This is a genomic window from Staphylococcus sp. HMSC059F04, from assembly GCF_001812565.1.
Taxonomy (GTDB): domain Bacteria; phylum Bacillota; class Bacilli; order Staphylococcales; family Staphylococcaceae; genus Staphylococcus; species Staphylococcus lugdunensis.
The window spans coordinates 420474-445084 of the sequence record NZ_KV809468.1 but is presented as its reverse complement, the minus strand read 5'-3'; the positions used below and the strand labels follow the sequence as shown (position 1 = coordinate 445084).

Below are 24611 nucleotides of genomic sequence, written 5' to 3'. Positions count from 1 at the left end.
AATTACATGTTAATACGTAGTATTGAATAAAAAATCAGCACTCAGATTGAGTTGAATTCAATTCATCTGAGTGCCATTTTTCTGGGATTTATGTTCCAGTCTGTTTTTATTATAAATTAAATAAATCATTGAATGCTTCTGTCATTGTTGGATGAGTATAAATATTATCTCTTAATACTTGATAAGGTATGTGTTGATCCATAGCTAATTTAATAAGGTTAATCATTTCTTCAGATTCCTTACCGTATAACGTTGCGCCTAAAATTTCATTTGTGTCCTTATTAATGACTACTTTAAACAAGCCGCGAGGATCATTATTAATTTTATGACGAGGAATGTTATTAACGGCTAGCTTGTTTTCCAAATAGTTATAATGACGTGCCTCTGCTTGAGCAGCAGTTAAACCAACTCGAGATAGTGGCGGATCAATAAATACGGTATAAGGAATTTGTCCACGATTTTCTGTTGTTCTATCCTTATTACCAAATAGTTTAGCTTTCAATATTCTAAAGTCATCTAGAGAAATATACGTAAATTGTAGTCCACCCTTTACATCTCCAGCAGCATATATATGCGGTACTGTAGTTTGTAGATGTGGATTCACTTTGATAGCACCATGTTCTTCTAATTCAATATCTGTATTTTCAAGGGTTAAATCTGTATTCGGAATACGGCCAGTAGCTAGAAGAACGGCATCAGCTACAAAATCTCCTTGAGATGTTTTCACTATTGTATGATCATTACTATCAATAAATTCAAATGTTTCAACATCGGTATGAATCTCGACGCCTTTATTTTCTAAATCATGGATGATAAGTTCAGCAATTTCACGATCTTCATTTGGGATGAGTGTTTGACTAGATTCAAGCACAGAGACATGTGTTCCTAAGTTAGCGAATAGTGAGCAAATTCAAGTGCGATGTATCCACCGCCAACGATGACTAACTGTTGAGGTTGCGTAGCGAGATTTTGAATGCCAGTAGAGTCATATAATCGCGTGGCACGATCTACACCTTCAATATTCGGAATACGCGCTTTTGCACCTGTGTTAATAACAATATCTGTTGCACTAATGGTACGCTCAACTTGTCCTTGAGCATTAATTAAATTAACTTCAGTATTAGATTTGAACGTAGCTTTATAGTCCAAAACATCAATATGCGTATCATTTGCTAAATTTCCATAATTTTTCTTATTTAATGCTGATACGACTTCATTTTTTCTTGCAAAAGCATCAGCAAATGAACGGTTATGAAGCCCATCATGAATGAGTGTCTTTGTAGGAATACAACCAATGTTGATACATGTACCGCCATACATGTTTGCAGATTGTTCAACTATTGCGACACGTTGTCCTTGATTCGCAGCAAATTTTGCAAGCGTTTTTCCTGCTTTTCCAAAACCTATAATTAATAAATCATAATGTGTCATAACATTATGCCTCCTTTATTATATCTTCAATCACATCATCGATTGTCTTATCACGATAAAAATTTAAAATCAGTTGCTGTTCTTGTTCGCGATAGTGTGACATGGTAGTGGCAATTTGAGTTGAAATGATACAATCACTGTCTATACTGCCTGTGAATAAGCGTTGCGTGTGTGTTTTATCGAGAACAAATTGTGAATAAAGTTCTGCTAGGGTGATAGCAGCCGTATGTTGATTAGCTTGATATCCTCCATGTTTACCACGAATTGTTTGTATATAATTACTATTGTTTAATTGTGACATTACACGTCTGAGTTGTACTGGATTTAAACACGTCAATGTTGCTAATTCAGTACTGCTATAATGCTTATCTTTATGCTTTGCTAAAAAACATAAGACATGTACAGCAATATTAAATTCTAAGTTCATCATGTCACCACCTTAATGTAACTATTATAGTTACATTAAATAAAATGTTAAGCAATGTGTCAACTTATTAGTCTTATTGAGCAGAAGTATGGAATGTTTTTAGATGATGTGGGTAAATAATAATAAATAGATAAAGTTAAAGGAGTGTATTGTTTTGACCACTAAAGTACAATTAGGCAAATCAAATGTTGATGTTTACCCTATTGCGTTAGGTGCCAATGCAGTTGGTGGACACAATCTATATCCTAATTTAGATGAAGAACAAGGTAAACAAGTTGTACGTGAAGCAATTGATAATGGTATTACATTAATTGATACAGCTTTCATTTACGGACCTAAACGTTCCGAAGAACTTGTAGGTCAAGTACTTAAAGAATATCCAAGAGAGCAAGTTCAAGTGGCAACCAAGGGATCTCATGTCATAAATGAAGACGGTAAAGTTTATCATAATAATGAACCGGCATTTTTAAAGTCACAAGTAGAAGAGAGTCTTGCGCGTTTACAAGTAGATTATATTGATTTATATTATATACATTTTCCAGATGAATCAACGCCTAAAGATCAAGCTGTTGCTGCATTGCAAGAATTGAAAGAAGCAGGGAAGATTAGGGCGATTGGCGTTTCTAACTTTACTTTAGAACAACTTAAAGAAGCCAACAAAGATGGTTATGTCGACGTTGTGCAATTAGAGTATAATTTATTGCATCGTGAAAATGAGGATATTATGGCTTATGCGGCTGAAAATAATATTACATTTATTCCATATTTTCCGCTAGCTTCAGGCATTTTAGCTGGCAAATACACAGAAGATATGACATTTGACGATCACCGAGCTCCACGTCGGGATTTTCAACCTGAAACATTTAAAGATAATGTCCGCCGTGTCAATGCTTTAAAACCAATTGCGGAAGCGCATCAAACATCAATAGCTAATATTGTATTAGCCTTTTATTTAACAAGACCAGTCTTGGATGTCGTTATACCTGGAGCTAAACGAGTTGAACAGGTTAAAGAAAATATTGCAGCAGCACAGCTTACATTGACTGACAAAGATATTGAGACGATTGAACAATTATTTCCAATAGAAAAATAATGTCTTAATAATAAGTAAAAAGATTTCTGATAACGTTTATATAAGTGTCAGAAGTCTTTTTTTATATTGAGTATGTTAATGTGTATTTATAGAATTTGAAAATAAGAAGAATGGGTATAAAGAACAATGTCAAGATTGGCATCATAAATAATAATGATATTATGAATTAAAGGAGAATGAGTATGATGATTACAGTGTTATTTGGAGGAAGTCGTCCTGATGGTAATACGGCACAATTAACAAAATATGCACTACAAGGACTTGAATATAACTGGATAGATTTGACAACATATCAGCTAAATCCAGTTAGAGATGCTAGACATGATAAGGGAGAAATCACTTCTTATTCTGATGATTATAAAGCACTTATTGACCAAGTGTTAGCAAGTGATGTGGTTATTTTTGCATCACCCGTATATTGGTATAGTGTTTCAGCTTCATTAAAGGCATTTATCGATCATTGGTCAGAAACACTTATAGATCCACAATACAAAGATTTTAAAATGCGTATGTCCAAAATTGATTTTCGTTTGATTTTAGTAGGTGGAGATGTGCCTAAAGTAAAAGCTAAACCATGTATTACACAAATGAAATATAGTTTAGATTTTGTAAAAGCAGAGTTATCAGGATACATTATTGGTACAGCCGAACGTCCCGGAGATATTATGAAAGATAAACTAGCATTAGATAGAGCAACAGAATGGAATCAAGCATTTAGTAATAAGATATAAGCTAGCAAGTTGGATGATAAGCTATCTTTTAAATGCGTGATTTTAAATTTTAAAGAGATATTCTAGGGTAACATTTCTAAAAAGTTAATGGCTTAAGTCTCATATCTATAATAATGATATGAATAACTCAAAATGTGATATAATGCAACTATTATTACTTCATTAACGGTCAGGAGAGACAGGCATGTATAGAGTTAGAAAAGCGACTGAGCAAGATGCAGTAGCCATTCGAGATGTTGCTACAAAAGCTTGGTATAACACGTATTTAGCAATTTATGCTGCATCAACAGTCAACGAACTATTGGCAGCTTCTTATAATGAGCAACATTTAGCGAAACGTTTAAAAGAACAATTATTTTTAGTTGCTGAAGAAGAAGGGATTATTGTAGGATTTGCCAACTTTATTTATGGTAAAGAACTATTTTTATCTGCCCATTATGTGCATCCTGAAGCACAGCATAAAGGATACGGCACAAGTTTATTAAATAAAGGTATAGAAACATTTAAAGGTCAGTACGATACAGTATATTTAGAAGTAGACAATAAAAATGCTAAAGGTATTGAATATTATCAAAATCATGGCTTTGAAATCGTGCGTTCGTATCAGCCAGAAATGTATGGCGAACATATGGATTTAGCTTTAATGAAAAAGGAAATAAAATAGCTTCGTTTTGCACAGCAGACAGCAACATGATTCATGATATTTCAAGCCTCAAAAGGAGGATAACTTTGAATTTATCATCATACGCGACAAAAAAGTTAGCAGAAGAAAAGGTGTTTAAAGACCCTATACACAGATATATACATGTCAAAGATCAACTGATTTGGGACTTAATCAAAACGAAGGAATTTCAACGCTTACGACGTATTAAACAACTTGGAACGTTGTATTTATCTTTTCATACAGCCGAACATAGTCGTTTCGGCCATTCTTTAGGTGTTTATGAAATCGTCAGACGTCTTATTGATGAGTCATTTAACGGGCGTGAAGCGTGGGATAACAGTGACAGACCACTCGCTTTATGTGCTGCGCTACTCCATGATTTAGGACATGGACCATTTTCACATAGCTTTGAGAAAATTTTCAATACTGATCATGAAGCCTTTACTCAAGCAATTATTGTTGGAGATACAGAAGTAAACGAAGTGTTAAGTCGCGTTTCGGATACTTTCCCACAAGAAGTTGCAGATGTTATTAATAAGACGCATAATAATAAGCTCGTGATTTCAATGATTTCATCACAAATTGATGCAGATAGAATGGATTATTTACAGCGTGATGCTTATTTTACAGGCGTATCTTATGGCACGTTTGATATGGAACGGATATTGAGATTAATGCGACCTTCTAAGGATGAAGTACTAATTAAAGAAAGTGGTATGCATGCTGTTGAGAATTTTATTATGAGTCGTTACCAAATGTATTGGCAAATCTATTTTCACCCAGTTAGTCGTGGAGGAGAAGTATTGCTCAATAATTGTTTGAAACGAGCGAAACACTTATATCAAGAAGGCTATATATTTAAAATGCATCCACATGACTTTGTACCGTTTTTTGAAGGAACAATGACCATAGAACAATATATTGATTTAGACGAAGCCGTTGTTCTTTATTATCTTAAAAATTGGATTAAAGAAGATGATGCAATATTAAGCGATTTATCGCGACGGTTTATCAATAGGGATTTGTTTAAGTACATTCCTTTTGATGGTTCTATTATAACAATTACGGAATTACAAGAATTATTTATTCAAGCTGGCATAGATCCAACGTATTATTTTGTTAGTGAAGCTTTTTCAGATTTACCTTACGATTATGACAGACCAGGATCTAACCGTCAACCGATTCATTTGCTACGAAAAAATGGTCATATTCGAGAAATTAGTAGTCAATCATTAGTAATTTCCAGCATTACAGGTATTAATCGTGAAGATTATAAATTATACTATCCTAAGGAGCGCATCCTTAATATTGCTGACCTTGAAGTTAAAGGTTCAATTATTAATTTACTCAATGAGTTAAATTAATGATTGATATAACCATTCAGTAATATTAGCTGATGCGTAGAATAGATAATAGTTAAAGTTCAAATAGATACTTTTTGATTTATATGGAGGTGTCATGATTGGCAGAGAATAAAGGATTTAAGTTTAATTTTATTAAAAATGACCCTTTAGATGGCCATAAAGGTACAAATATTGGCTCAATTAGCTTAGATAATATTGCACCTGTATTTATTGATGTTGCCAACCAAGAAGCTTTTATTGATATTGGAGGTATGCACGCACGAGCTCAAGTAGAAAAAGGTGTGAAATGGATAACTGATAAAGAAATAGTAGAAGGTGACGATGCAAAGGAATATTGGCTTTGTTGGGTGACGACTGAACGTAGTGAACAAGGTCCATACTATGCAGGCGTTACTGCATGTTACTTGCTCGTTAATAAGTCCATTCGCCGTGGTTATAAAAGCATGCCTGAACATGTTAATATGATGGATAAATCAATGAAACATCATGTTATCATAGATCATATTGGTGACAATAACAAACAGGTACTCAAGAAATTTTTACAATCACATAATAGTGAAATGTGGAATAATTCGAGCTCTGAGCTACATTTAGCATTTGAATAAGATTGAGTTATACAAGCTTATATTATTTAAATATAAAGACAACACGTTTACCACTAAACTTGTAACGTCTTGGATATAGGTATCAGGTTGGGACATAAATCCCAGCATAATCGCACAAAGATGATTAAAAATTAAAAATCGTCTTTGTGCTTCTTTTATGTTCAATACGTCGTATTTAAAAGCACTTGGTTTGGTCTTAAGTGGTACGTAATATAACAAAGAATAAAGAAGCGCCTGAGAGATAATGCCTCATTTATTTTAGGTTCGTAACAATATATTGGCAGTAGTTGACTGGATAGAAAATACGCTTAAACTGAGTTTTTTCAATCTTAGTCAAGCTTGCCGGCGTGGGAATATGAATTCAAAATGAATGCTATCTTGCATGCTTGTTTAACTTGTCAAAGACATTGTTGTCCCGGATGTTTTATATATTTTATGCTTAAAATATAATTTAATGAAAAACATTGTGAGCTAGGTTATTGCTAACGATAGTAACCTTTTGCATGGTATAATTAAACTATAATAGTGTTGTATTACAACGAATGATAGGAGTGGAGTAATCATGAAAGCAGCTGTTGTTACGCAAGATCATAAAGTAAGTTTAGAAGATAAAACTTTACGTTCTTTGAAGCCTGGAGAAGTACTTGTTAAGACATAATTTTGTGGTGTTTGTCATACTGATTTACATGTGAAAAATGCAGATTTTGGTGATGTTACAGGTAGAATACTAGGTCATGAAGGAATCGGAAAAGTGATTGAAGTTGCCGATGATGTTACCGCATTAAAAGTCGACGATCGTGTGTCAATCGCTTGGATGTACGCAGCTTGTGGACGTTGTGAATATTGTACTTCTGGACGTGAAACATTATGTCGTGATGTCCAAAATGCAGGTTATACGGTCGATGGTGCAATGGCAGAAGAGGTTATTGTAAATGCAAATTATGCCGTTAAAGTGCCTGATGACTTAGATCCTGCCGCAGCTTCATCAATTACTTGTGCTGGTGTTACAACATATAAAGCGGTTAAAGTGAGCAAAATTAAACCTGGACAATGGATTGGAATATTTGGTATCGGTGGTTTAGGTAATTTAGCACTTCAATATGCTAAGAATGTGTTTAATGCTAAAGTCGTTGCATTTGATATTAGTGATGATAAGTTGAATTTTGCCAAAGAATTAGGTGCCGATGCAGTCGTGAACACTAAAAATCAAGATGCAACTGAAATCGTTAATCAACTAACCAATAATAAAGGTTTAGATGCCACAGTGATTACTGCAGTAGCGAAGACACCTTTTAACCAAGCAGTTGATGTTGTTAAAGCTGGTGCACGTGTTGTTGCTGTTGGTTTACCTGTAGACAAAATGGATTTAGATATACCACGTCTTGTGTTAGATGGTATTGAAGTCGTCGGTTCTTTAGTAGGAACACGTCAAGACTTAAAAGAAGCTTTCCAATTTGCTGCAGAAGGTAAAGTTGTTCCTAAAGTTAAAACACGTGACTTAGAGGATATTAATGATATCTTTGAAGAAATGGAACAAGGTAAAATCACTGGGCGTATGGTTATTAAGTTTTAATTTGAACGATACAACATCATTATAGCTATACATCAAGCTGGGACATTTTGTTACTGTTCCAGCTTCTATATGTTTTCATTGGTTAAAGAAACAAATTTAGGAAAGTGTGATAAAAATGACTAACAAAAATATTGATACAGTTTTTGAAATGGGTGAAAAAAATGACGCATTTAAAGAATATTTTATTGGGGATAGTTATCTTAATATGTTGTCTACAGAAGGCATAACTATTGGTAATGTAACATTTGAACCTGGTTGTAGAAATAACTGGCATATCCATCATAAAGGTGGACAAATCTTACTTGTAACAGCAGGTGAAGGTTATTATCAAGCCTGGGGAGAACCTGCACGTAAGTTAACGAAAGGTGATGTGGTTCATATACCAGCAGAAGTCAAACATTGGCATGGTGCTACAAAAGATAGCTGGTTTACACATTTAGCGATTGAAGTTCCAGCAGAAAATAGCTCTAACGAATGGTTAGAACCCGTCGATGATGAGCAATATAGTAAGATTGAATAATAATGTTTAACGTGATTTTCCCATTTAAATGAATTAATTTTAAAACAAAATATGAATTATTTCTGTTCAGCGCATAGTGATAAAATATACAAATACTGAAATTTTATATATAATAAAATTAATAATTATATGGGAGAGATGACGTTATGCAGATGAAATTAAGAGAACAAGAACTTATAGATTTTTTAGAAATAAATTTTCCAGATAAAGAATTTAAAAAAGGGAGAATGTTAGTTGGTCAACATCATCGTGACGATTTGACAGTCTATTATCTTGGTGAAGAATTGTTTGCCGCTATCATTGTGGCATTTAACACATTTGAAACGAGAGAAGCTATGCTATTAGATTACACTGCAGTGAAGGATATCACGTTAAAAGAAGGTTGGCTATATCGCAAAATGATTATTACAACTGAAAATGAACGTATGAAATATGGTACTTCCAAAGTGCTATTAAGTGATTTCCAAACAGAAAACTTTAATTATTTTATAGATGGTCAAAAAGAACGTGTCATTTTTAAAAATGGGAAATTTGTCTAAAATCACCGTTAATGATTTATTTGAAATGTCAAAACACCTATGTTGTATCAAGCATAGATTAACTCTAAGCTGCTATATATAAACATATTACAAGATGCTTAAACGCTATGTAATAACCAGAGCGATACATATATTTGAAAAGGTTGCTCTATGTTAATGTAGCACAGTCTATTAATCAATTAATATTGTAATCAACTTAATAAATGGTATAATTTTTGTAAGTGAATTGATTTATAGAATGAGAGGACAACAAATGACTAAACTATTATTGTTTGTAACAACGCTTTGTTTTGGCATCATCTATTTCTATAAGTATAAAATGTTGGTAGATAAATATAATTATGACATAGTAGAACTTGAATCAGAAGCAGATATTTTTAGAAAGAATAGATAAATATTGTGACGCAGATGGCAAATTACAGTATATGATAGATTAAAATGAAGAAGCAAAGCAAAAGCTGGAGCAACTTATACAAGAGTTGTTTCAGCTTTTTAACGATTTAAGTAGTTAAAGCAATATAATTTTAAAAAAGAAGCAGTTGATGATGAGCTTAGCGATATGTCCAGTTTCATAAGGGGAATAATTGTCATAGAATGATGCATATTTATCGGCATACTCATGCTGACTATATCGCTATTTTTGAATATGATTAACGAATGCATATTGTATTTCTGATATTGGTCCATGTAGTTCAATAGCAAAGTCTTTTAAAGCAAGATTAATTTTAATGATAAGATATTTAATATGTCGATAAGTCCATATTTTTAGTATATTGACGACTACAAGCGCTATAGTATTTATGCTATAATGTGGTGTAATTATTTAGAGATTAAGGTGAGTAACTTTTGACTAAGACTGTAAAGATTAATACAAAGCAAGTCTTAAAGCAAAATGGCGATAAGCAACAATTTGATATGACAACGATTGGTGTATGGCAACAGCGTCAGTCCGAATTCATTCGATATGAAGAAAATATAGAAGATGCTAATGTAAATGTAACGATTAAAATAGACCAACAAGGGGTCAAGCTCATTCGCAAAGGCGATATTAATATGAACCTCCATTTTGTTGAAGGTAAAACAACAACGACTTTGTACGATATTTCAGCAGGACGACTCACTTTAACGGTTAAAACATTGAGTATCCTGCATTTTGTCAACAAGTCGGGTGGCAAATTGAAGATACATTATGAGTTGTATCAAGAAAATGAAAAAATGGGCACGTACCAGTATGAAATAAACTATAAGGAGATAAGCGAATGAATATTATCGAACAAGTAAAGCAGACATTAATTAATGAAATTAAAACGAGCATAAAATCAGCTAAACTCATTCAAGATCAATCAATACCAGAAATAAAAATCGAAATTCCTAAAGATAGTAAAAATGGTGACTATTCTACCAACATTGCGATGGTCTTAACTAAATTAGCAAAGCGGAATCCACGCGAAATTGCCCAAGCCATTGTAGATCATCTTGATACAACGAAAGCACATGTAAAACAAGTAGACATCGCAGGACCAGGCTTTATAAATTTTTATTTAGATAATCATTATTTGACGGCAATCATTCCTGAAGCCATTTCTAAGGGAGCGCATTATGGTTATGCAAGTGAGCCTAAAAACAAACGTATTTTATTAGAATATGTATCTGCCAATCCTACCGGGGACTTACATATTGGTCATGCTCGAAACGCAGCAGTAGGCGATTCACTAGCCAATATATTAATTGCTGCAGGATATGATGTAACACGAGAATATTATATTAATGACGCCGGTAATCAAATCACGAATTTAGCGCGTTCTATTGAAACAAGATTCTTTGAAGCATTAGGTGATACGAGTCATAAAATGTCGGAAGATGGGTATAACGGCAAAGACATTATTGAAATTGGTAAAGACTTAGCGCAGAAACATCCGGAAATTAAAGATTACTCTGACCATGATCGTTTAAAAACATTTAGACAATTAGGTGTTGAATACGAAATGGTGAAGCTGAAGAGAGATTTGGCTGATTTCAATGCGCACTTTGATAGTTGGTTTAGTGAAACAACGTTATATGACAATGGTGCTATTGAAAACACATTGGCACGTATGAAAGAAAACGGTTATACGTACGAAAAAGATGGTGCTACATGGTTACGCACGTCTGATTTTAAAGATGATAAAGACCGTGTTTTAATCAAAAGTGATGGCTCGTATACTTATTTCACACCTGATACGGCTTATCATTATGACAAAATTAATCGAGGTAATGATATCTTAATTGATTTAATGGGTGCAGATCATCACGGTTATATTAATCGTATTAAAGCAAGCTTAGAAACATTTGGCGTAGATAGCGATCGTTTAGAAATACAAATCATGCAAATGGTTCGTCTAATGCAAAATGGCGAAGAAGTAAAAATGAGTAAACGTACTGGAAATGCCATTACTTTACGTGAAATTATGGACGAGGTAGGCGTAGATGCGGCGCGTTACTTCCTAACCATGCGTAGTCCAGATTCACATTTTGACTTCGACATGGAACTTGCAAAAGAACAATCACAAGACAACCCAATTTACTATGCACAATATGCTCATGCGCGTATTTGTTCTATCTTGAAACAAGCAAGAGCGCAAGGAATAGACATCACTACAGATGCTGATTTTTCATTGATCACGAATGACAAAGCGATTGACTTATTGAAAAAGGTTGCTGAATTTGAACAAGTTATTGACAATGCTGCCGAGCACCGTGCACCTCATCGTTTAACAAATTATATTCAAGACTTAGCTGCAGCATTCCATAAATTTTATAATGCTGAAAAGGTTTTGACAGATCATCAAGAAAAGACAAAAGCACTTGTTGCACTTATTGAAGCGGTAAGAATTACATTGCATAATGCCTTAACTTTAGTAGGCGTGTCAGCACCTGAGTCTATGTAAAATAAATGAATTAAAGTACCCTCATAGCCTGTTGTTTATGAGGGTATTTTTATCTTATGAATGGGAGTGATAATGTGCCAACGCTAACAACTGAGCAACTTTATAACAAATTATTCGAAGAGATGGGCCCACAAGCGTGGTGGCCTGCAGAAACTCCAGAAGAAATGATAGCAGGTGCGATATTAGTTCAAAATACAGCATGGAACAATGCACATATGGCATTGCTTCGTCTTAAAGAGGCAACACAATTTCAACCGCAAAGTATTTTATCTTTATCGTTAGAAACGTTGCAGCGTATAATTCGTCCTAGTGGATTTTATAGAAATAAAGCTAAGGCACTACATGAATTGTTCAGTTGGTTACATATGTATCACTTTGACTATGAACACATTGCACATTTATTTGATAAGCGATTGAGAGATGAACTGTTAGCAATTAAAGGGATTGGCTCGGAAACAGCGGATGTCTTAATGGTTTATATATTCAATGGTGTTGAATTTATTCCTGACAGTTATACACGGCGTTTATATCATAAATTAGGCTATCAACAAACAGCTAGCTATGATAAATTAAAGCAGCATATCACATTACCAGTAAATTTTACAAATCAAGATGCGAATGAGTTTCATGCATTATTAGATAATTTTGGTAAAAATTATTTCAATAGTTCAAATAGTAAAAAGTACAAGTTTTTAGATGAATATTTTGAACAATAATATAGACATTAACGTAACGTTATTGTTTATAGTAGTAGATAAGTATGCATGAATGAAAAATATTAAAGGGGTGAGTTGTTTGCATTACACATTTTTACCTAATGAAGTTGCGCATATTACGGGAAGTAGTACTAGAACATTACGTTACTATCATGAGATAGGGTTGCTCATCCCCTCTATCATTGCGGAAAATGGTTATCGTTATTATAGTGAATCAGATATTGAGAAGTTACAAGAAATACAGTTTTTGAAAAATATGGGACTATCTTTGTCACAAATTTATAGGTATTGTCATAGTGATATAGAAGCTAAAAACAAGTTGCTTGAAGCACATTACCAGCAAATTTTGAAACGTTATTATGAGTTAGAACAGCGATTACAAGATTTACAACACCATCTCACTTCATCACATCAGAAAGCATTAGATGAACTTGATTATGATCATGTACGTTTGCATGCGCAATATGCTAAAGAAGCAAAAATAAAGTATGGGCAAACAGACTATTATCAGTCCTATAGCATACAGCAAGTGCAACAAAATAGCGCTTGTAAAAAGTGGGATGAACGTATTGAAGTACCCATGAATCAATTTTTTGATTGCATGAATGAATACTTAATACAAGGAGTTTCAGCTACACAACCAGAAGTTTACCTTAATATTGTTAAGTTAAAAAACATTATATTGCAACAAGTACCCCAATGCGATACTATATTTTTAAACTATATGGCAACACTCTATGAAGAGGATACACGCTTTAGTGCTTATATTAATCGACATAGAAGAGAAGGCCTAAATTGTTATATCTCTGAAGCAATTCGTGCTTATATTGCTTAAAAGATAATAGGCATCTTAATCTGTGGTAAAGTATAAACAAAGAATGTTTGATTACAAATAAGGAGAGATCATGCTGTGGGTTTTTACAAAAAATTTTGGTTAAATACATTTAAGCTTGAAGGAAGAACAAGACGCAAAGAATTTTGGCCGTCTGTCTTAATAACGTGGGGGCTAGTGATTGTGGCTTATTTTTTGATAGCTATCCTATCAATTGTGTTTCCTATATCACGTCCTATTAAAGACTCAATGATAACACTTGTTGAAATTGTTGCTTTATTTCCACTATTTAGTATTTCAGTTCGTCGTTTCCATGATTGTGGTCGCACCATGGCTGCACCGCTTATTATTGCAATATTTGACGGCTTATCAATCATTGAGAATATTTTTAAGATTGTGTTAAATGATTCTAGCGATAAATCATTATTTGAAATGGCAGGAAATATTGGACTATTCATTGGTTTAGTATATACTATAACATTTATTGTGACTGCGCTATATGCGCTTATTGTTTGTCTATTAGAAAGTGATAAAGGTCCTAATAAATATGGTGCAGAACCTGAAGTGCACTAGGCTGTAATAAGATACAATTTTTAATATACCTACAATTATAAGTGCAAAATTTTTAAAGGTTTATAATGTAGAGACTAGGATACAAATCCCAACATAATCGCACAAAGATGATTAAAAAATTGAAAATCGTCTTTGTGCTTTTTTAATATTTTTGAAAATCACATAATAGTAGCTTAATAAATTTGATATGATGAATATTGAAATAAATATAAAGGTGGTAACATAATGAAGTTAAAATATGGGGTTATACTTTTGCTATCGATACTGCTTATATTAAGTGCTTGTAGTCAATCAGATAAAACGCAACGTAGTCAACATCAAAATGCGGATAAACAATCGCATACACCGTATCAACGAATAGTGTCATTGATGCCAAGCAATACAGAAATATTATATGAATTAGGATTGAAGAAACAACTCATTGGCGTTTCTACTGTGGATGATTATCCTAAAGATATTAAAAAAGGAAGAAAACAATTTGATGCGATGAATCTAAATAAAGAGACATTATTAAAAGCAAAACCAGATTTAATTGTTGCGCATGAATCACAAAAAGCATCATCTGATAAAGTACTTAAAGCGCTACAAAAAAGTGGTGTCAAAGTGATTTATGTGAAAGATGCTCAATCTATTGATGAGATGTATCAAACATTTAAACAACTAGGTAAGGTAACTCATCGCGAGCAGCAAGCAGAAGCTTTGATACAAGACACAAAACAAAACATTAAAAAAGTAGTTGATAGTATACCGCAGCATCAACGACAACAAGAGGTGTTTTTAGAAGTGTCCTCTAAACCAGACATTTATACTGCAGGGCGGCAGACATTTTTTAACGATATGTTAACTATATTACATGCACGAAATAGCTTTAGTTCAATTGAAGGTTGGAAAGCTGTTAGCAAAGAAGCTATTATTAAAAAGAATCCAGATATATTAATATCTACAGAAGGTATTTCAAAATCTGAATACAACGATATCGTAAAAAAACGAGGTGGATTTAATCAAGTGAAAGCAGTGAAAAATGGTAGAGTTGAAGTTGTGAATGGTGACGAAGTTTCACGACCTGGTCCACGTATTGATGAGGGATTAAAGGATTTAAAAGAAGCCATCTATAAATGATAATAAAGTTGGTAAAAATGTGTGGGCTATTGCTGTAAGACTAATAATTAAACAGTATGTTTGGAAAATATAGCTTGCTTTGTATATTAATTTATTGCTTATAGTATATAGCTTATTTACTGTGGTCAAGTGAGGTTTTAATAAAAAAAGATAAAGAGTGACGATAATGAAAGGATATCAAGTAGTAAGTCTTTGGCTTGTGTTATTATGTTTAGTTATAGGCACTAGTCTGTTATGGAACTTAGGCTCAATATTAGATCAATTTAATCAAATGATATTGCTAAAGGTGCGCATACCACGGGTACTTGAAGCGTTAATAGCTGGTGCTGTTTTAACTGTAGCTGGTCAACTGTTTCAAATTGTATTAAATAATCCGTTGGCAGATAGCTTCACATTAGGCTTAGCAAGTGGTGCCACATTTGGTGCGGCGTTACCACTATTTATTGGTATCAGCGTACTCTGGATACCTGTCTTCTCCATTGGTACAAGCATGTTAACACTTATCTTAGTTCTAGCAATTGTCTATACGATGGCTAAACAACAACCAATGCGATTATTAATTATTACAGGTTTAATGATTGGTGCATTGTTTAATGCATTACTTTATATTTTAATACTGATTAAGCCTAAACAACTTAATAATGTAGCAAATTATATGTTTGGAGGCTTTGCTACGGCAGAATTTTATGAATCTTGGATAATGCTTGTGGTATGTTTGCCTTTATTACTATGTTTATTTATTATGATACCGAGAATAAAATTACTACAAGTTGGAGATCTTAAAGGACAATCATTAGGTTTAAATGTAACCACGCTTACTTTCTATGTTTTAATTATAGCCTCAATGATGTCTGCTATTGTAATAGCATATGTAGGGATAATAGGTTTTATAGGTATGATTATTCCGCAATTAAGTCGTAGGATACATCATCGTTACTCACTATATATTCAAATGATATTGAATATTATAATTGGTGGGACTATGATGGTGATAACCGATTGGCTAGGCGCAATTATTATTGCACCAGTTCAAATTCCGGCAAGTATTATTTTAGCCATCATAGGGATCCCCGTGTTATTTTTAATGTTGATAAAATCTGCACGTTTTTTAAGATGACAATAAGTCTTTGCTACGATAATACAAATTATATAATAAAGAGGGACAAACATGGATTTAAGTGGTATTAAAGCAGTTGTATTTGATTTAGAAGGCACTTTATTAGATAGAAAGAAATCAAGAGATAAGTTTATTGAAGAACAATATGAACGTTTCCATGATTACTTCGTGCATGTTCAATTAGCAGATTTTAAAAAGACATTTATTGAATTAGATGATGATGAGGACAACGATAAACCAAATCTCTATAAAGAAATTATTAAACAATTTCATATTGATCGTTTAACATGGAAAGATTTATTTCGAGATTTTGAAATGCATTTTTATCGCTATGTCTTTCCATACTACGACACGCTATACACTTTAGAACAGTTAACAGAACGAAATTATCTTACTGGTGTGATTGCCAATGGTAAGTCAAAGATCAAACAATTTAGACTTCACTCTCTAGGAATTGAACATGTAATTAATTATCTATCGACCTCGGAAATGGTAGGATACCGTAAGCCACACCCAAAAATATTTGAAGATATGATTGCTCAATTAGGAATTACACCAAATGAAATGATGTATGTAGGTGATGATGCACTAAACGATGTAGCACCAGCAAGAGCAATGGGCATGGTTAGTGTATGGTTTAAACAAGAAGATGCGGAAATTGAGCCATTAGCTGAAGAAGTAGATTACACGATAACAACGATTGAAGAAATATTAGACATTTTACCTCAACAATCAGCAGGGAAGGGAGAATAATAAATGGAGTTATTTACAAGAAAAGGTGGTATTACGATTCATTATCATACTGCAGGTGAAGGTTATCCTGTAGTATTAATACACACGGCATATGATAACGCAGCTATATTTAAAGATTTATCTAAGAAGTTAGCAGAATCATTTCAAGTTGTGCTGATAGATTTGAGAGGGCATGGTTATTCTGATAAACCAAGAATCATTAAATTTAATGAATTTGCAGATGATATCATTTTATTGCTCGATTATTTATATATCGAGCAAGCAGCGTTTATAGGTCACGAATTAGGAGCTAACATTATAGCTGATTTAGCCGTACGCTATCCTGAATATTGTTCTTCATTAACGCTAGTCAATCCGACGTCAATAGAGGGTGAATTGCCTGCTGAACGTTTGTTCCGTAAGTATGCTAATGAAATAAGAAATTGGGAAGACAATAAACAAGAGAAATTTTTAGATAAACATAGATATTATAAACCGCGTCATTTAAACAAATATTTAAAACATATTGAAGACACAAATGCGATTTCCACTAAAGAAGAGATAGAAGCGGTTGAAGAAGTATTTAAAACAACAGGAATTGCACAGTCATTTAACCAAGTAACGCAACCTACATACATTATCTCTGGAGAACATGGTGAGCAAGTTACAAGTGTAGAGGCAAAAGAAGTTGCAGATTTAGTAGGACAACCACAGTTTGAAGTGTTTAATGCTTCTAGTTTGTATCCTTTTATTGAAGAACAAGAACACTTTATTAGTCAGGTTAGTTCATTTATTAAAGCACATATACCTCAACAATAGTAAGTAAAGAAACGGCAGTTTATATATTTATTATATTACAAATTACATATTTTTGTAATATATTTGTAATAGTAGTGTTATTTTAGTAATATGTAGGGTATAATATGAATGAGCAAATGAAAGATAGAAACAATAGAAGGAGAGAAAGCTTATGAAAAAATTAATGGCATCATTATTAGTTTCTGGCTTGGTAATCAGTGGCGTAGGCATATATCATGTTGAAGCTGCATCTGGAAATACTTCTCAAACTGTAGAACAATTAACGCATGGACAAAAAAATTTAGAAGATGTTAATATAGGCGAATCTATTAATAAAGTAACTAAAAAATATGGCACACCTATCTATTCAAAAGAGCCAAGTGGCAAAGAACATTATTATGAGTATCGCACAAGTAAAGGTGTTTTAGTTGTTACTGCAAATGGTCAAAAAGACCATGGTTATGTTACACGTATTTCTATGACTTATAATAAAGCAGATGGCCCAACATATAAGCATGTTAAGCACCTAGTGGGTAACAAAGCGATTGCACGCGTGCAATACAATAGCGTAAGTGGTAACTTTGGCTATATTGAAAATGGTAAAACAACATATCAATTTGCATCAAATTCACCAAAAGATAAAAATATTAAATTATATCGTATAGATATTGCAAAATAACTTTTTGTGCAACACTGACATATTAATAATAGAAGCGACAAATACATGTTTTAAATGATTGTATTTTGTCGCTTTCTTTTTGTCATGTGACTTATGTTAAACTTTAAGTAAATGCGAATAACTTATGATACAATTGATTATCGAATCAGTTACGTAAAGGAGTTTATCATGCGTCCTAATGATAAAATATTACTAGAAAATATCGATGATTACTTCACACATAAAGGTTTACCCTCAAATATTATTGATGATATTGAAGAAAAATATCGTCATGATTTAGCTAAATCTGAAGCAAAAAACGAGGATTATATTGAGTATAGAGGGAAGTCGCCGGCACAAATTATCTTGACCATTCAACGCAATATTTTTGGTTTACAAATCAACCCGGCGATTTTCTTCATCATTAATTTTGTGCTTATCTCATATTTATATGATAAACAATTTGTTATTTATCAAGCAGCAACAACGATGTCTATTTGTTATTGTATTATATTATTTCCATTGACAGTTTTACTGCATTTTAGAATAGAAGCTAAAAATTATTTATATAGCAACCGTGTCGAGATGATTATGGGAGTTGTTATCGCTATATTAGCTATGATTTTAATTGTAATGCGCGCATTCAATTTTAATTTGGGAATTGTGCCAGTTTCGATGTATGGCCATCAAGTGGTCTTCTTTGTAGGAATTGCGCTAAGTTTATTAGGCATGTTTCTAAAGCGGTATGAGTTTACAGGAATAGGCCTTCTCTTTGCACAAAAAACAATCGATGCAGTTATTCATAACCCTCATCAAGCTCAAATATTTTCATTAGTAATATGGATATTAATTGTTGTATTAGTGATATACTATACAATTCAATTATCATCACGCACCAAAATATAAAAATTTTAAAAGCTTAGCCATAGGTATTGCTATGTTATGTAGGATGCTATGGGCTAAGCTTTTTATAATAAATGAATATAAATACAAAAGTAATAAAGTGTTTTTAAACTTCTTAGCGTATTCTTAGCGGGAGTGGGTATACAGATTAGTAAAGGGAGGTGCCGTCATGGACAAAATTAAATCGTTTGACCAAAAAGAATTAGTATATAAAGACGAAGGTCAGGGCATTCCCATTATCTTACTACATGGTTTAAATGGTAATTTAGCGGGTTTTTATAATTTAGCAGCAGAGTTAAAAACACAGTATCGAGTTATTACATATGATTTACGTGGTCATGGTAAGTCTTCGAGACCAGATGTGTATCACTTATCTGACCATATTGGAGATTTAAAAGCAATCATGCGTCATTTGGGAATCTGTACGGCTCATTTAGTCGGCCATGAGATGGGGGGCATGGTTGCACGTGAATTTACTGAACAATATCCTAGCCGAGTGTTGTCTTTAACGTTGATTTCTTCTAAACGTAAGGCCGTCGTCCATGGTTTTACACAGTTGATGATTGAGCATCAAGAAGAGATTCAAGGTTTCAATCGTTCAGAGGCTATTTTGATATTATTTCCTTACATTTTCAAGGAACAAAGTCGGGCAATGAAATGGTTCCAAGCACAATATTTATATCATAAGGCTACGTCAGAAGACAATGCGACTGCCAGTAGAGCATTATATTCAATAAGCAATAGTCAAGCTGAACAGCCAACGACTATACATGTGCCAACATTGGTTATTGATGGCAAATATGATCCATTAATTAGTGACGATGATATTGATAACCATTTTACGCGTGTCCAAAAGGAGTTGTTTGAATACTCAGGACATGCACCACACATTGAAGAACCTGATCACTTTTTGTCTTTTTTAACTCAGTTTATTGATGCAAGTCATTCTTAACATGATCATAAGCGAGATTGAGATCTATTGAAATTTAATAGTCTATAGTAAAAGATTATGGACAAATATGTTTTTAATGGCTTAATTTGTGTAGTGAAATGTGTTTTGATCATACTATTAGTAAAACTAGAATAAGTTTGTTATTACACTCATTTTCTAGTCAATAAAAAACGCGATTAGCTTATAGCTGATCGCGTTTATGCAATAATATTGCATTATTATGTGCTGACTTATGCATCTTTATTTGCTTCTGTAATACGGTTGTTTACTTGCTCTAATAGCTTGTCGATTTTTTTGCGTTGTGTTGCATTAACAAAAATTAATACAGTTCTTTCATCATGTTCGTTACGTCTTTTATCGAAATAGTTTTCTTGAGACAAATTTTTAACAGCTTTAACAACTTGTGGTTGTTTGTAATTTAAATGATTAATAATATCTTTCAAATAATATTTATCCTCTTTATTTTGACTGATATATGTTAAAACTGCGAATTCTTCAAAACTAATTGAGAATTCTTTCTTTATAATACCTTTCAATTTGTCAGCATAAGTAACCATCGCTAATAATTCAAAGCAATCATTGATTTTTGAAACTGCCATATGTGAAACCTCCCCAATATATTTCCTCATTTACTATAAGACACCGTACCCAATTTAATAATCATACAGATTTATAAAAAAATTAAAGCGTTGCCTATGGATAGTTTGAAGTCAATAAAACTTATTTAAATGCACTTAATGCTATATTATTTAGTTAATTATAACTAAATAAAAATAAAAAGTAAACATAAAAACACTTAATAAAACAAAATATTGTTTTGAGATAAGTTAGTTTTTATTTAACAGAATTTTCATATTACAAATTAATGTCGGCGTAATTTAGTTTAGTCTCATTATATAAAAAAATTAGTTAAGTGTCATTAAGTGTGCTCAATCATAAATATCTTTGGCTTCAGGATGTCTTACAACGCGGTCATTAATATTTAAACCTTGCGTTATAATAATATACCCTTTTTTTGAACTCTTAGTGTATTTTACTTCTCTTTTAATTAATTTGTTATTTTTTGAAATCAAAACGCAATCTTTTTGAATTAATACTGACTGTGGTAGTTCAAAAGTTGTGTGGTACGGTGCAACTTTAATGTGTGTGCCAAGAGGACAATTTTTATCAGATTTTATTATAACGCGATAAACAGAATTTTTTGTATGATATGCCTTAGGAATTGGAGAAATACTATTGATTTTGCCATAAAATTGTTGATTATTGCTGGTTAGTAATGTAACTTCTTCATCTATTTTAAATTTATTGCGGAATGTTTCTGGTAAATCTCCAACGATGATATGCTCTTCACTTGTAATCGTTAAGATAATATCATTTTCTTTTGAGGGCGTCGTGTTGTTTATCAAAACATACCCCTTGATTGGAGAAGTTAAACGTGTTACTAAATGATTTTGTTCAACTGCAATATCACTAATAAATTTTAAACGGGCTTGATCTTTAAATGTGTTAGAAACGTTTGAATGATTAATTTGAGTAAGCAATTTCTTTTGTGCAAGAATAAGGGGTTCTAATTGAGGATTATAGTAAGTTAATAAAGGTGTCTGTTTTTGGATGAGTTGCTGATTTTTGACATAAATATGATCTATATAGCCATAGCTTGAGTGATAACGTAATTCATAAAAGGATTTAGGTTGTTCCATAGCGGTAAATGAGGCTGATTGGTATGGTTTCACGGTTATTAAAGTTGGGGAAGATTTAGGTTGATTAAAATACGTGTGATAAACCATCAGGCAAATAGCTAGAACAATTAATAGTAGGAGTAAGGGGAAAATAAAATGATGTTTGAATATTGTGGGCAAGTTAAATCACCTCGGGGTTATTTTATAAAAATATTATACAATATTTTGGCTATATTGAAAGCCTCAGAACGATATTAAATGATTTCACGTTCTAAGGCTTGAGACAAGACAAATGTCTATTAAAAAAGCCGCAGCAAAATAATCCCTAAAGCAATGGCGATAAGACCGAATGTTTTTCTTATAGTGATACGATTTTGAGGTGTCCCCAATAAACCGAAATGATCAATAATAACACCCATAAGCATTTGACCTAACATACCTATAATCGTAGTTAAAGCTGCACCTAAATGAGGCATTAGGACAATGTTTGCAGTGACAAATGCTACGCCTAGCAGACCTCCGATAAAATGTATCGGATGCAATGCTCCTTGCGTTTCATGGTAACGCTCAAGACGTAAATTACGATGAAATAATAATGTTAAGATGAATAAAGCCATTGTTCCAACACTAAAAGACACTAGAGATGCAAAAAGGGAGGAATGCACTTGTTGGGCTAGCGAACTATTAATTGTTGTTTGTAACGGGGGTGCAAAACCAAAAATGAGACCAATGATAAGCCATAAATAAAAACGTGGCTGTTTGGTTTCAGTCAACTTTGATTTCGGCAAATAGTTCATTAAAATAATTTCTAAAAGCAAACAACATGTACCTAAAGCTTTGAGCGTAGTGAACGTATGTTGCTGAGCTCCAAGTATGCCAAAGGTATCGATAATTACCCCCATGAAAATTTGCCCAGTTACGGTCATGACAACTGTCAAAGCAGCACCCAGTCGTGGTAATAACAGTAAGTTACCTGTTAGAAAACAAACGCCAAGTAAACCACCTACAAACCATGTGTAATTAAAAGAAGTTTGTTGAGTATGTATGATATGTAGTAGCTGTGGATTGAATATTAAATTAAGCACAACTAAAAAAAGTGTTCCGGTGAAAAAGGAAATGGTCGATGCATAAAATGATGACTTCGTATAATAGCTTAGCCTTGAATTAATTGACGTTTGAATAGGTACGACCATACCGGCAATAAGACCGAATATAAATAGTAATATCATAAGTAAACACGCTTTCTTTAAAATAAGTGATTGGCCTTATTATAGCTGAAATAAAAGTACGATAAAAGATAGTTGTTAAAAAATAGATAGGGGGGAGGGATAGAATTCATTGTGAATTCTATCCCTCCCCATCAAGGTTGACTAGGATTGAAAAGCTTGGTGTAAGCGTATTTTCAATCCAGTTAACTACCATCAATATAGAGTTCAGAGCCTGAAAAATAATGATGCCCCAGACTCCGTCAAAAATGGTTAATAATAATCAATTGCTATGGATATTAGTATGAACAAGTTACTTTTCTTCAAAAATGGCAGTTGTTGATTTGTCAATGAGATAAGCCGCAATAGCTTTAACTGGTAAACCAGTTGTTGGATTTAAAATTTTCAATGCAATTAAGTTATTCATGGCTTCTTTAACATGATCTGCATCGGTTGTTGCAACGATATTTGGAACTTGCAGTCTAGCATTTTTATTATCAGCCGTTTTAAATACTAATTCTAGAGTTTTTGGCATGATATGTCCTCCTTATTATACAATTTCTTCAGTTTTAATCGCTTCCACTTTATCAAATTTTAAACCAGTAAGTTGACTTATAATTTGAGAAAATGATTTGATTTGGTCTGCAGTGGCTTGTGGATTCAGTTTTGCAAAGCGTCGTTTTTGTTCTTGTGCTTTACCTGCATCATTAAGTTTGATTTCAGTAAGCTGAACAGTCAGTTGATTGATTTGATTCATTATTTTCACCTCCTTACACTTTATATATCGTTGCGCATTATCAAAAGAGCCAAATGAATTTGAATATATAAGCATAATTCTTTTATGTAACTTAAATATGTATTATTATTAAATGAGAAACAATTATGAGGTGGCCAAATGAATCAAGTAGAACCTATTAGAAATAAAGAAGATATTAAGCGTATGTATCAAGTGCTTAGCATGAAATCTAAGCGAGATTATTTATTTTTCAAATTAGCAATTCATACCGGCATTAGATTGACAGACTTATTAAAATTAGAAGTGAAAGATATTAAAAATCCGAAAAGAGGGAATATTAAAACAGCTTGGATTGAAAACACAGTACCGTCAATTAAGATTAAGTTGCCTGAAACATTACGTCAAGAACTGACAGATTATATTGATGACTATCAATTGGCTAATCAGCAATTATTATTCCAATCAATACGTACACAGCAGGCGCTTTCAAGACAGCAGGCCTATAGAATTATTCATCAAGCAGCAGAAGAATTAGGTATTTTACATATAGGATTAACAACTTTGCGCAAAACATTTGCATATCATGCCTATGAATCGGGTATTTCAATTTCAATAATACAAAAATATTTAGGTCACCAGACGACGCAAGAAACAATGAAGTTTATTGGCATTAAGAAAATTGAGAAAAATCAAACAGTGATTGCATTGAATTTATAA

General features: G+C 32.9%; 27 protein-coding genes and 2 pseudogenes. 22 read left to right on the top strand and 7 right to left on the bottom strand.

All coding sequences use genetic code 11. The features are described from left to right. Positions 1 to 109 precede the first annotated feature (109 nt). Both merA and hypR read right to left on the bottom strand, forming a co-directional pair. Positions 110 to 1431 (bottom strand): annotated as a pseudogene (gene merA, locus HMPREF2864_RS07030) (hypothiocyanous acid reductase MerA). A 4-nt stretch (positions 1432 to 1435) separates the two neighbouring features. Next, positions 1436 to 1858 carry a redox-sensitive transcriptional regulator HypR gene (gene hypR, locus HMPREF2864_RS07025; RefSeq protein WP_070545112.1) on the bottom strand — a complete coding sequence of 141 codons (423 nt, stop codon included), beginning with the start codon at positions 1856 to 1858 and terminating at the stop codon, positions 1436 to 1438. A gap of 154 nt (positions 1859 to 2012) precedes the next feature. On the opposite strand from hypR, the gene HMPREF2864_RS07020 reads away from it, so the two are divergent. The 21 genes and pseudogenes from HMPREF2864_RS07020 to HMPREF2864_RS06925 all read left to right on the top strand — a co-directional run bounded on the left by HMPREF2864_RS07020 (position 2013) and on the right by HMPREF2864_RS06925 (position 20274). After that, a complete protein-coding gene (locus tag HMPREF2864_RS07020; protein WP_070545110.1) occupies positions 2013 to 2951 on the top strand; it encodes an aldo/keto reductase in 939 nt (312 codons plus the stop codon). A gap of 185 nt (positions 2952 to 3136) precedes the next feature. Beyond that, positions 3137 to 3682, top strand: a complete 546-nt coding sequence (locus tag HMPREF2864_RS07015) for a flavodoxin family protein (protein WP_070545118.1) — start codon at positions 3137 to 3139, stop codon at positions 3680 to 3682. Between the two features lie 184 nt (positions 3683 to 3866). Further along, a complete protein-coding gene (locus tag HMPREF2864_RS07010) occupies positions 3867 to 4346 on the top strand; it encodes a GNAT family N-acetyltransferase (protein ID WP_002459873.1) in 480 nt (159 codons plus the stop codon). A 26-nt stretch (positions 4347 to 4372) separates the two neighbouring features. Then, the gene (locus HMPREF2864_RS07005; protein WP_002459872.1) at positions 4373 to 5710 is read left to right on the top strand and encodes an HD domain-containing protein; all 1338 of its coding nucleotides are present in this window, start codon (positions 4373 to 4375) and stop codon (positions 5708 to 5710) included. A gap of 98 nt (positions 5711 to 5808) precedes the next feature. Beyond that, on the top strand, positions 5809 to 6315 hold the full coding sequence (locus tag HMPREF2864_RS07000) for a YwhD family protein (RefSeq protein ID WP_070545109.1): 507 nt from the start codon (positions 5809 to 5811) through the stop codon (positions 6313 to 6315). Positions 6316 to 6877: 562 nt separating this feature from the next. Further along, positions 6878 to 7888 (top strand): annotated as a pseudogene (gene adhP / locus HMPREF2864_RS06995) (alcohol dehydrogenase AdhP). Between the two features lie 115 nt (positions 7889 to 8003). Beyond that, entirely contained in the window at positions 8004 to 8408 is a 405-nt protein-coding gene (locus HMPREF2864_RS06990) for a cupin domain-containing protein (RefSeq protein ID WP_002459869.1), read from the top strand. Positions 8409 to 8554: 146 nt separating this feature from the next. Next, the gene (locus HMPREF2864_RS06985; RefSeq protein WP_002459868.1) at positions 8555 to 8947 is read left to right on the top strand and encodes a hypothetical protein; all 393 of its coding nucleotides are present in this window, start codon (positions 8555 to 8557) and stop codon (positions 8945 to 8947) included. 253 nt (positions 8948 to 9200) lie between these two features. Beyond that, positions 9201 to 9341 (top strand): hypothetical protein, encoded by a 141-nt coding sequence (locus tag HMPREF2864_RS12155; protein WP_002479420.1) that lies wholly within the window; start codon positions 9201 to 9203, stop codon positions 9339 to 9341. Between the two features lie 452 nt (positions 9342 to 9793). Beyond that, complete coding sequence (locus HMPREF2864_RS06980) at positions 9794 to 10210, top strand: YwiB family protein (RefSeq protein WP_002459866.1); 417 nt, start codon at positions 9794 to 9796, stop codon at positions 10208 to 10210. Next, positions 10207 to 11874, top strand: coding sequence for an arginine--tRNA ligase (argS, locus tag HMPREF2864_RS06975; protein WP_070545106.1), 1668 nt, complete (start codon positions 10207 to 10209; stop codon positions 11872 to 11874). The genes HMPREF2864_RS06980 and argS overlap by 4 nt, the downstream gene beginning before the upstream one ends. 56 nt (positions 11875 to 11930) lie before the next feature. Then, entirely contained in the window at positions 11931 to 12590 is a 660-nt protein-coding gene (locus HMPREF2864_RS06970) for an endonuclease III domain-containing protein (protein ID WP_070545104.1), read from the top strand. Positions 12591 to 12660: 70 nt separating this feature from the next. Next, positions 12661 to 13425, top strand: a complete 765-nt coding sequence (locus HMPREF2864_RS06965; protein WP_237449032.1) for a MerR family transcriptional regulator — start codon at positions 12661 to 12663, stop codon at positions 13423 to 13425. Between the two features lie 75 nt (positions 13426 to 13500). Then, positions 13501 to 13995 (top strand): DUF805 domain-containing protein, encoded by a 495-nt coding sequence (locus HMPREF2864_RS06960; protein WP_002459862.1) that lies wholly within the window; start codon positions 13501 to 13503, stop codon positions 13993 to 13995. Between the two features lie 225 nt (positions 13996 to 14220). Then, complete coding sequence (locus HMPREF2864_RS06955) at positions 14221 to 15114, top strand: ABC transporter substrate-binding protein (protein ID WP_070545099.1); 894 nt, start codon at positions 14221 to 14223, stop codon at positions 15112 to 15114. A 166-nt stretch (positions 15115 to 15280) separates the two neighbouring features. Continuing rightward, positions 15281 to 16231 (top strand): FecCD family ABC transporter permease, encoded by a 951-nt coding sequence (locus tag HMPREF2864_RS06950; protein ID WP_002459860.1) that lies wholly within the window; start codon positions 15281 to 15283, stop codon positions 16229 to 16231. 51 nt (positions 16232 to 16282) lie between these two features. Next, positions 16283 to 16984: an HAD family hydrolase gene (locus HMPREF2864_RS06945; protein ID WP_070545096.1), complete on the top strand. Its 702-nt coding sequence runs from the start codon at positions 16283 to 16285 to the stop codon at positions 16982 to 16984. Positions 16985 to 16987: 3 nt separating this feature from the next. After that, positions 16988 to 17782, top strand: a complete 795-nt coding sequence (locus HMPREF2864_RS06940) for an alpha/beta fold hydrolase (protein WP_070545094.1) — start codon at positions 16988 to 16990, stop codon at positions 17780 to 17782. A 151-nt stretch (positions 17783 to 17933) separates the two neighbouring features. Next, positions 17934 to 18440 carry an SA0570 family protein gene (locus tag HMPREF2864_RS06935; protein ID WP_002459857.1) on the top strand — a complete coding sequence of 169 codons (507 nt, stop codon included), beginning with the start codon at positions 17934 to 17936 and terminating at the stop codon, positions 18438 to 18440. 168 nt (positions 18441 to 18608) lie between these two features. Then, complete coding sequence (locus HMPREF2864_RS06930; protein WP_002459856.1) at positions 18609 to 19325, top strand: hypothetical protein; 717 nt, start codon at positions 18609 to 18611, stop codon at positions 19323 to 19325. A 166-nt stretch (positions 19326 to 19491) separates the two neighbouring features. Then, a complete protein-coding gene (locus HMPREF2864_RS06925) occupies positions 19492 to 20274 on the top strand; it encodes an alpha/beta fold hydrolase (RefSeq protein ID WP_002459855.1) in 783 nt (260 codons plus the stop codon). 230 nt (positions 20275 to 20504) lie between these two features. Here HMPREF2864_RS06925 and sarA read toward each other — a convergent pair whose 3' ends face one another. The 5 genes from sarA to HMPREF2864_RS06900 form a co-directional block, all read right to left on the bottom strand. Further along, positions 20505 to 20873, bottom strand: coding sequence for a global transcriptional regulator SarA (gene sarA, locus HMPREF2864_RS06920; RefSeq protein ID WP_002459854.1), 369 nt, complete (start codon positions 20871 to 20873; stop codon positions 20505 to 20507). Between the two features lie 330 nt (positions 20874 to 21203). After that, positions 21204 to 22133, bottom strand: a complete 930-nt coding sequence (locus tag HMPREF2864_RS06915) for an efflux RND transporter periplasmic adaptor subunit (RefSeq protein WP_070545092.1) — start codon at positions 22131 to 22133, stop codon at positions 21204 to 21206. 119 nt (positions 22134 to 22252) lie between these two features. Continuing rightward, a complete protein-coding gene (locus HMPREF2864_RS06910) occupies positions 22253 to 23182 on the bottom strand; it encodes a DMT family transporter (protein ID WP_070572158.1) in 930 nt (309 codons plus the stop codon). A gap of 289 nt (positions 23183 to 23471) precedes the next feature. Further along, the gene (locus tag HMPREF2864_RS06905) at positions 23472 to 23693 is read right to left on the bottom strand and encodes a DUF2922 domain-containing protein (protein ID WP_002459851.1); all 222 of its coding nucleotides are present in this window, start codon (positions 23691 to 23693) and stop codon (positions 23472 to 23474) included. A gap of 15 nt (positions 23694 to 23708) precedes the next feature. Beyond that, positions 23709 to 23915 carry a sigS mRNA-stabilizing protein SroA gene (locus tag HMPREF2864_RS06900; protein ID WP_002479411.1) on the bottom strand — a complete coding sequence of 69 codons (207 nt, stop codon included), beginning with the start codon at positions 23913 to 23915 and terminating at the stop codon, positions 23709 to 23711. Positions 23916 to 24053: 138 nt separating this feature from the next. On the opposite strand from HMPREF2864_RS06900, the gene HMPREF2864_RS06895 reads away from it, so the two are divergent. Further along, positions 24054 to 24611, top strand: coding sequence for a tyrosine-type recombinase/integrase (locus HMPREF2864_RS06895; RefSeq protein ID WP_070545090.1), 558 nt, complete (start codon positions 24054 to 24056; stop codon positions 24609 to 24611).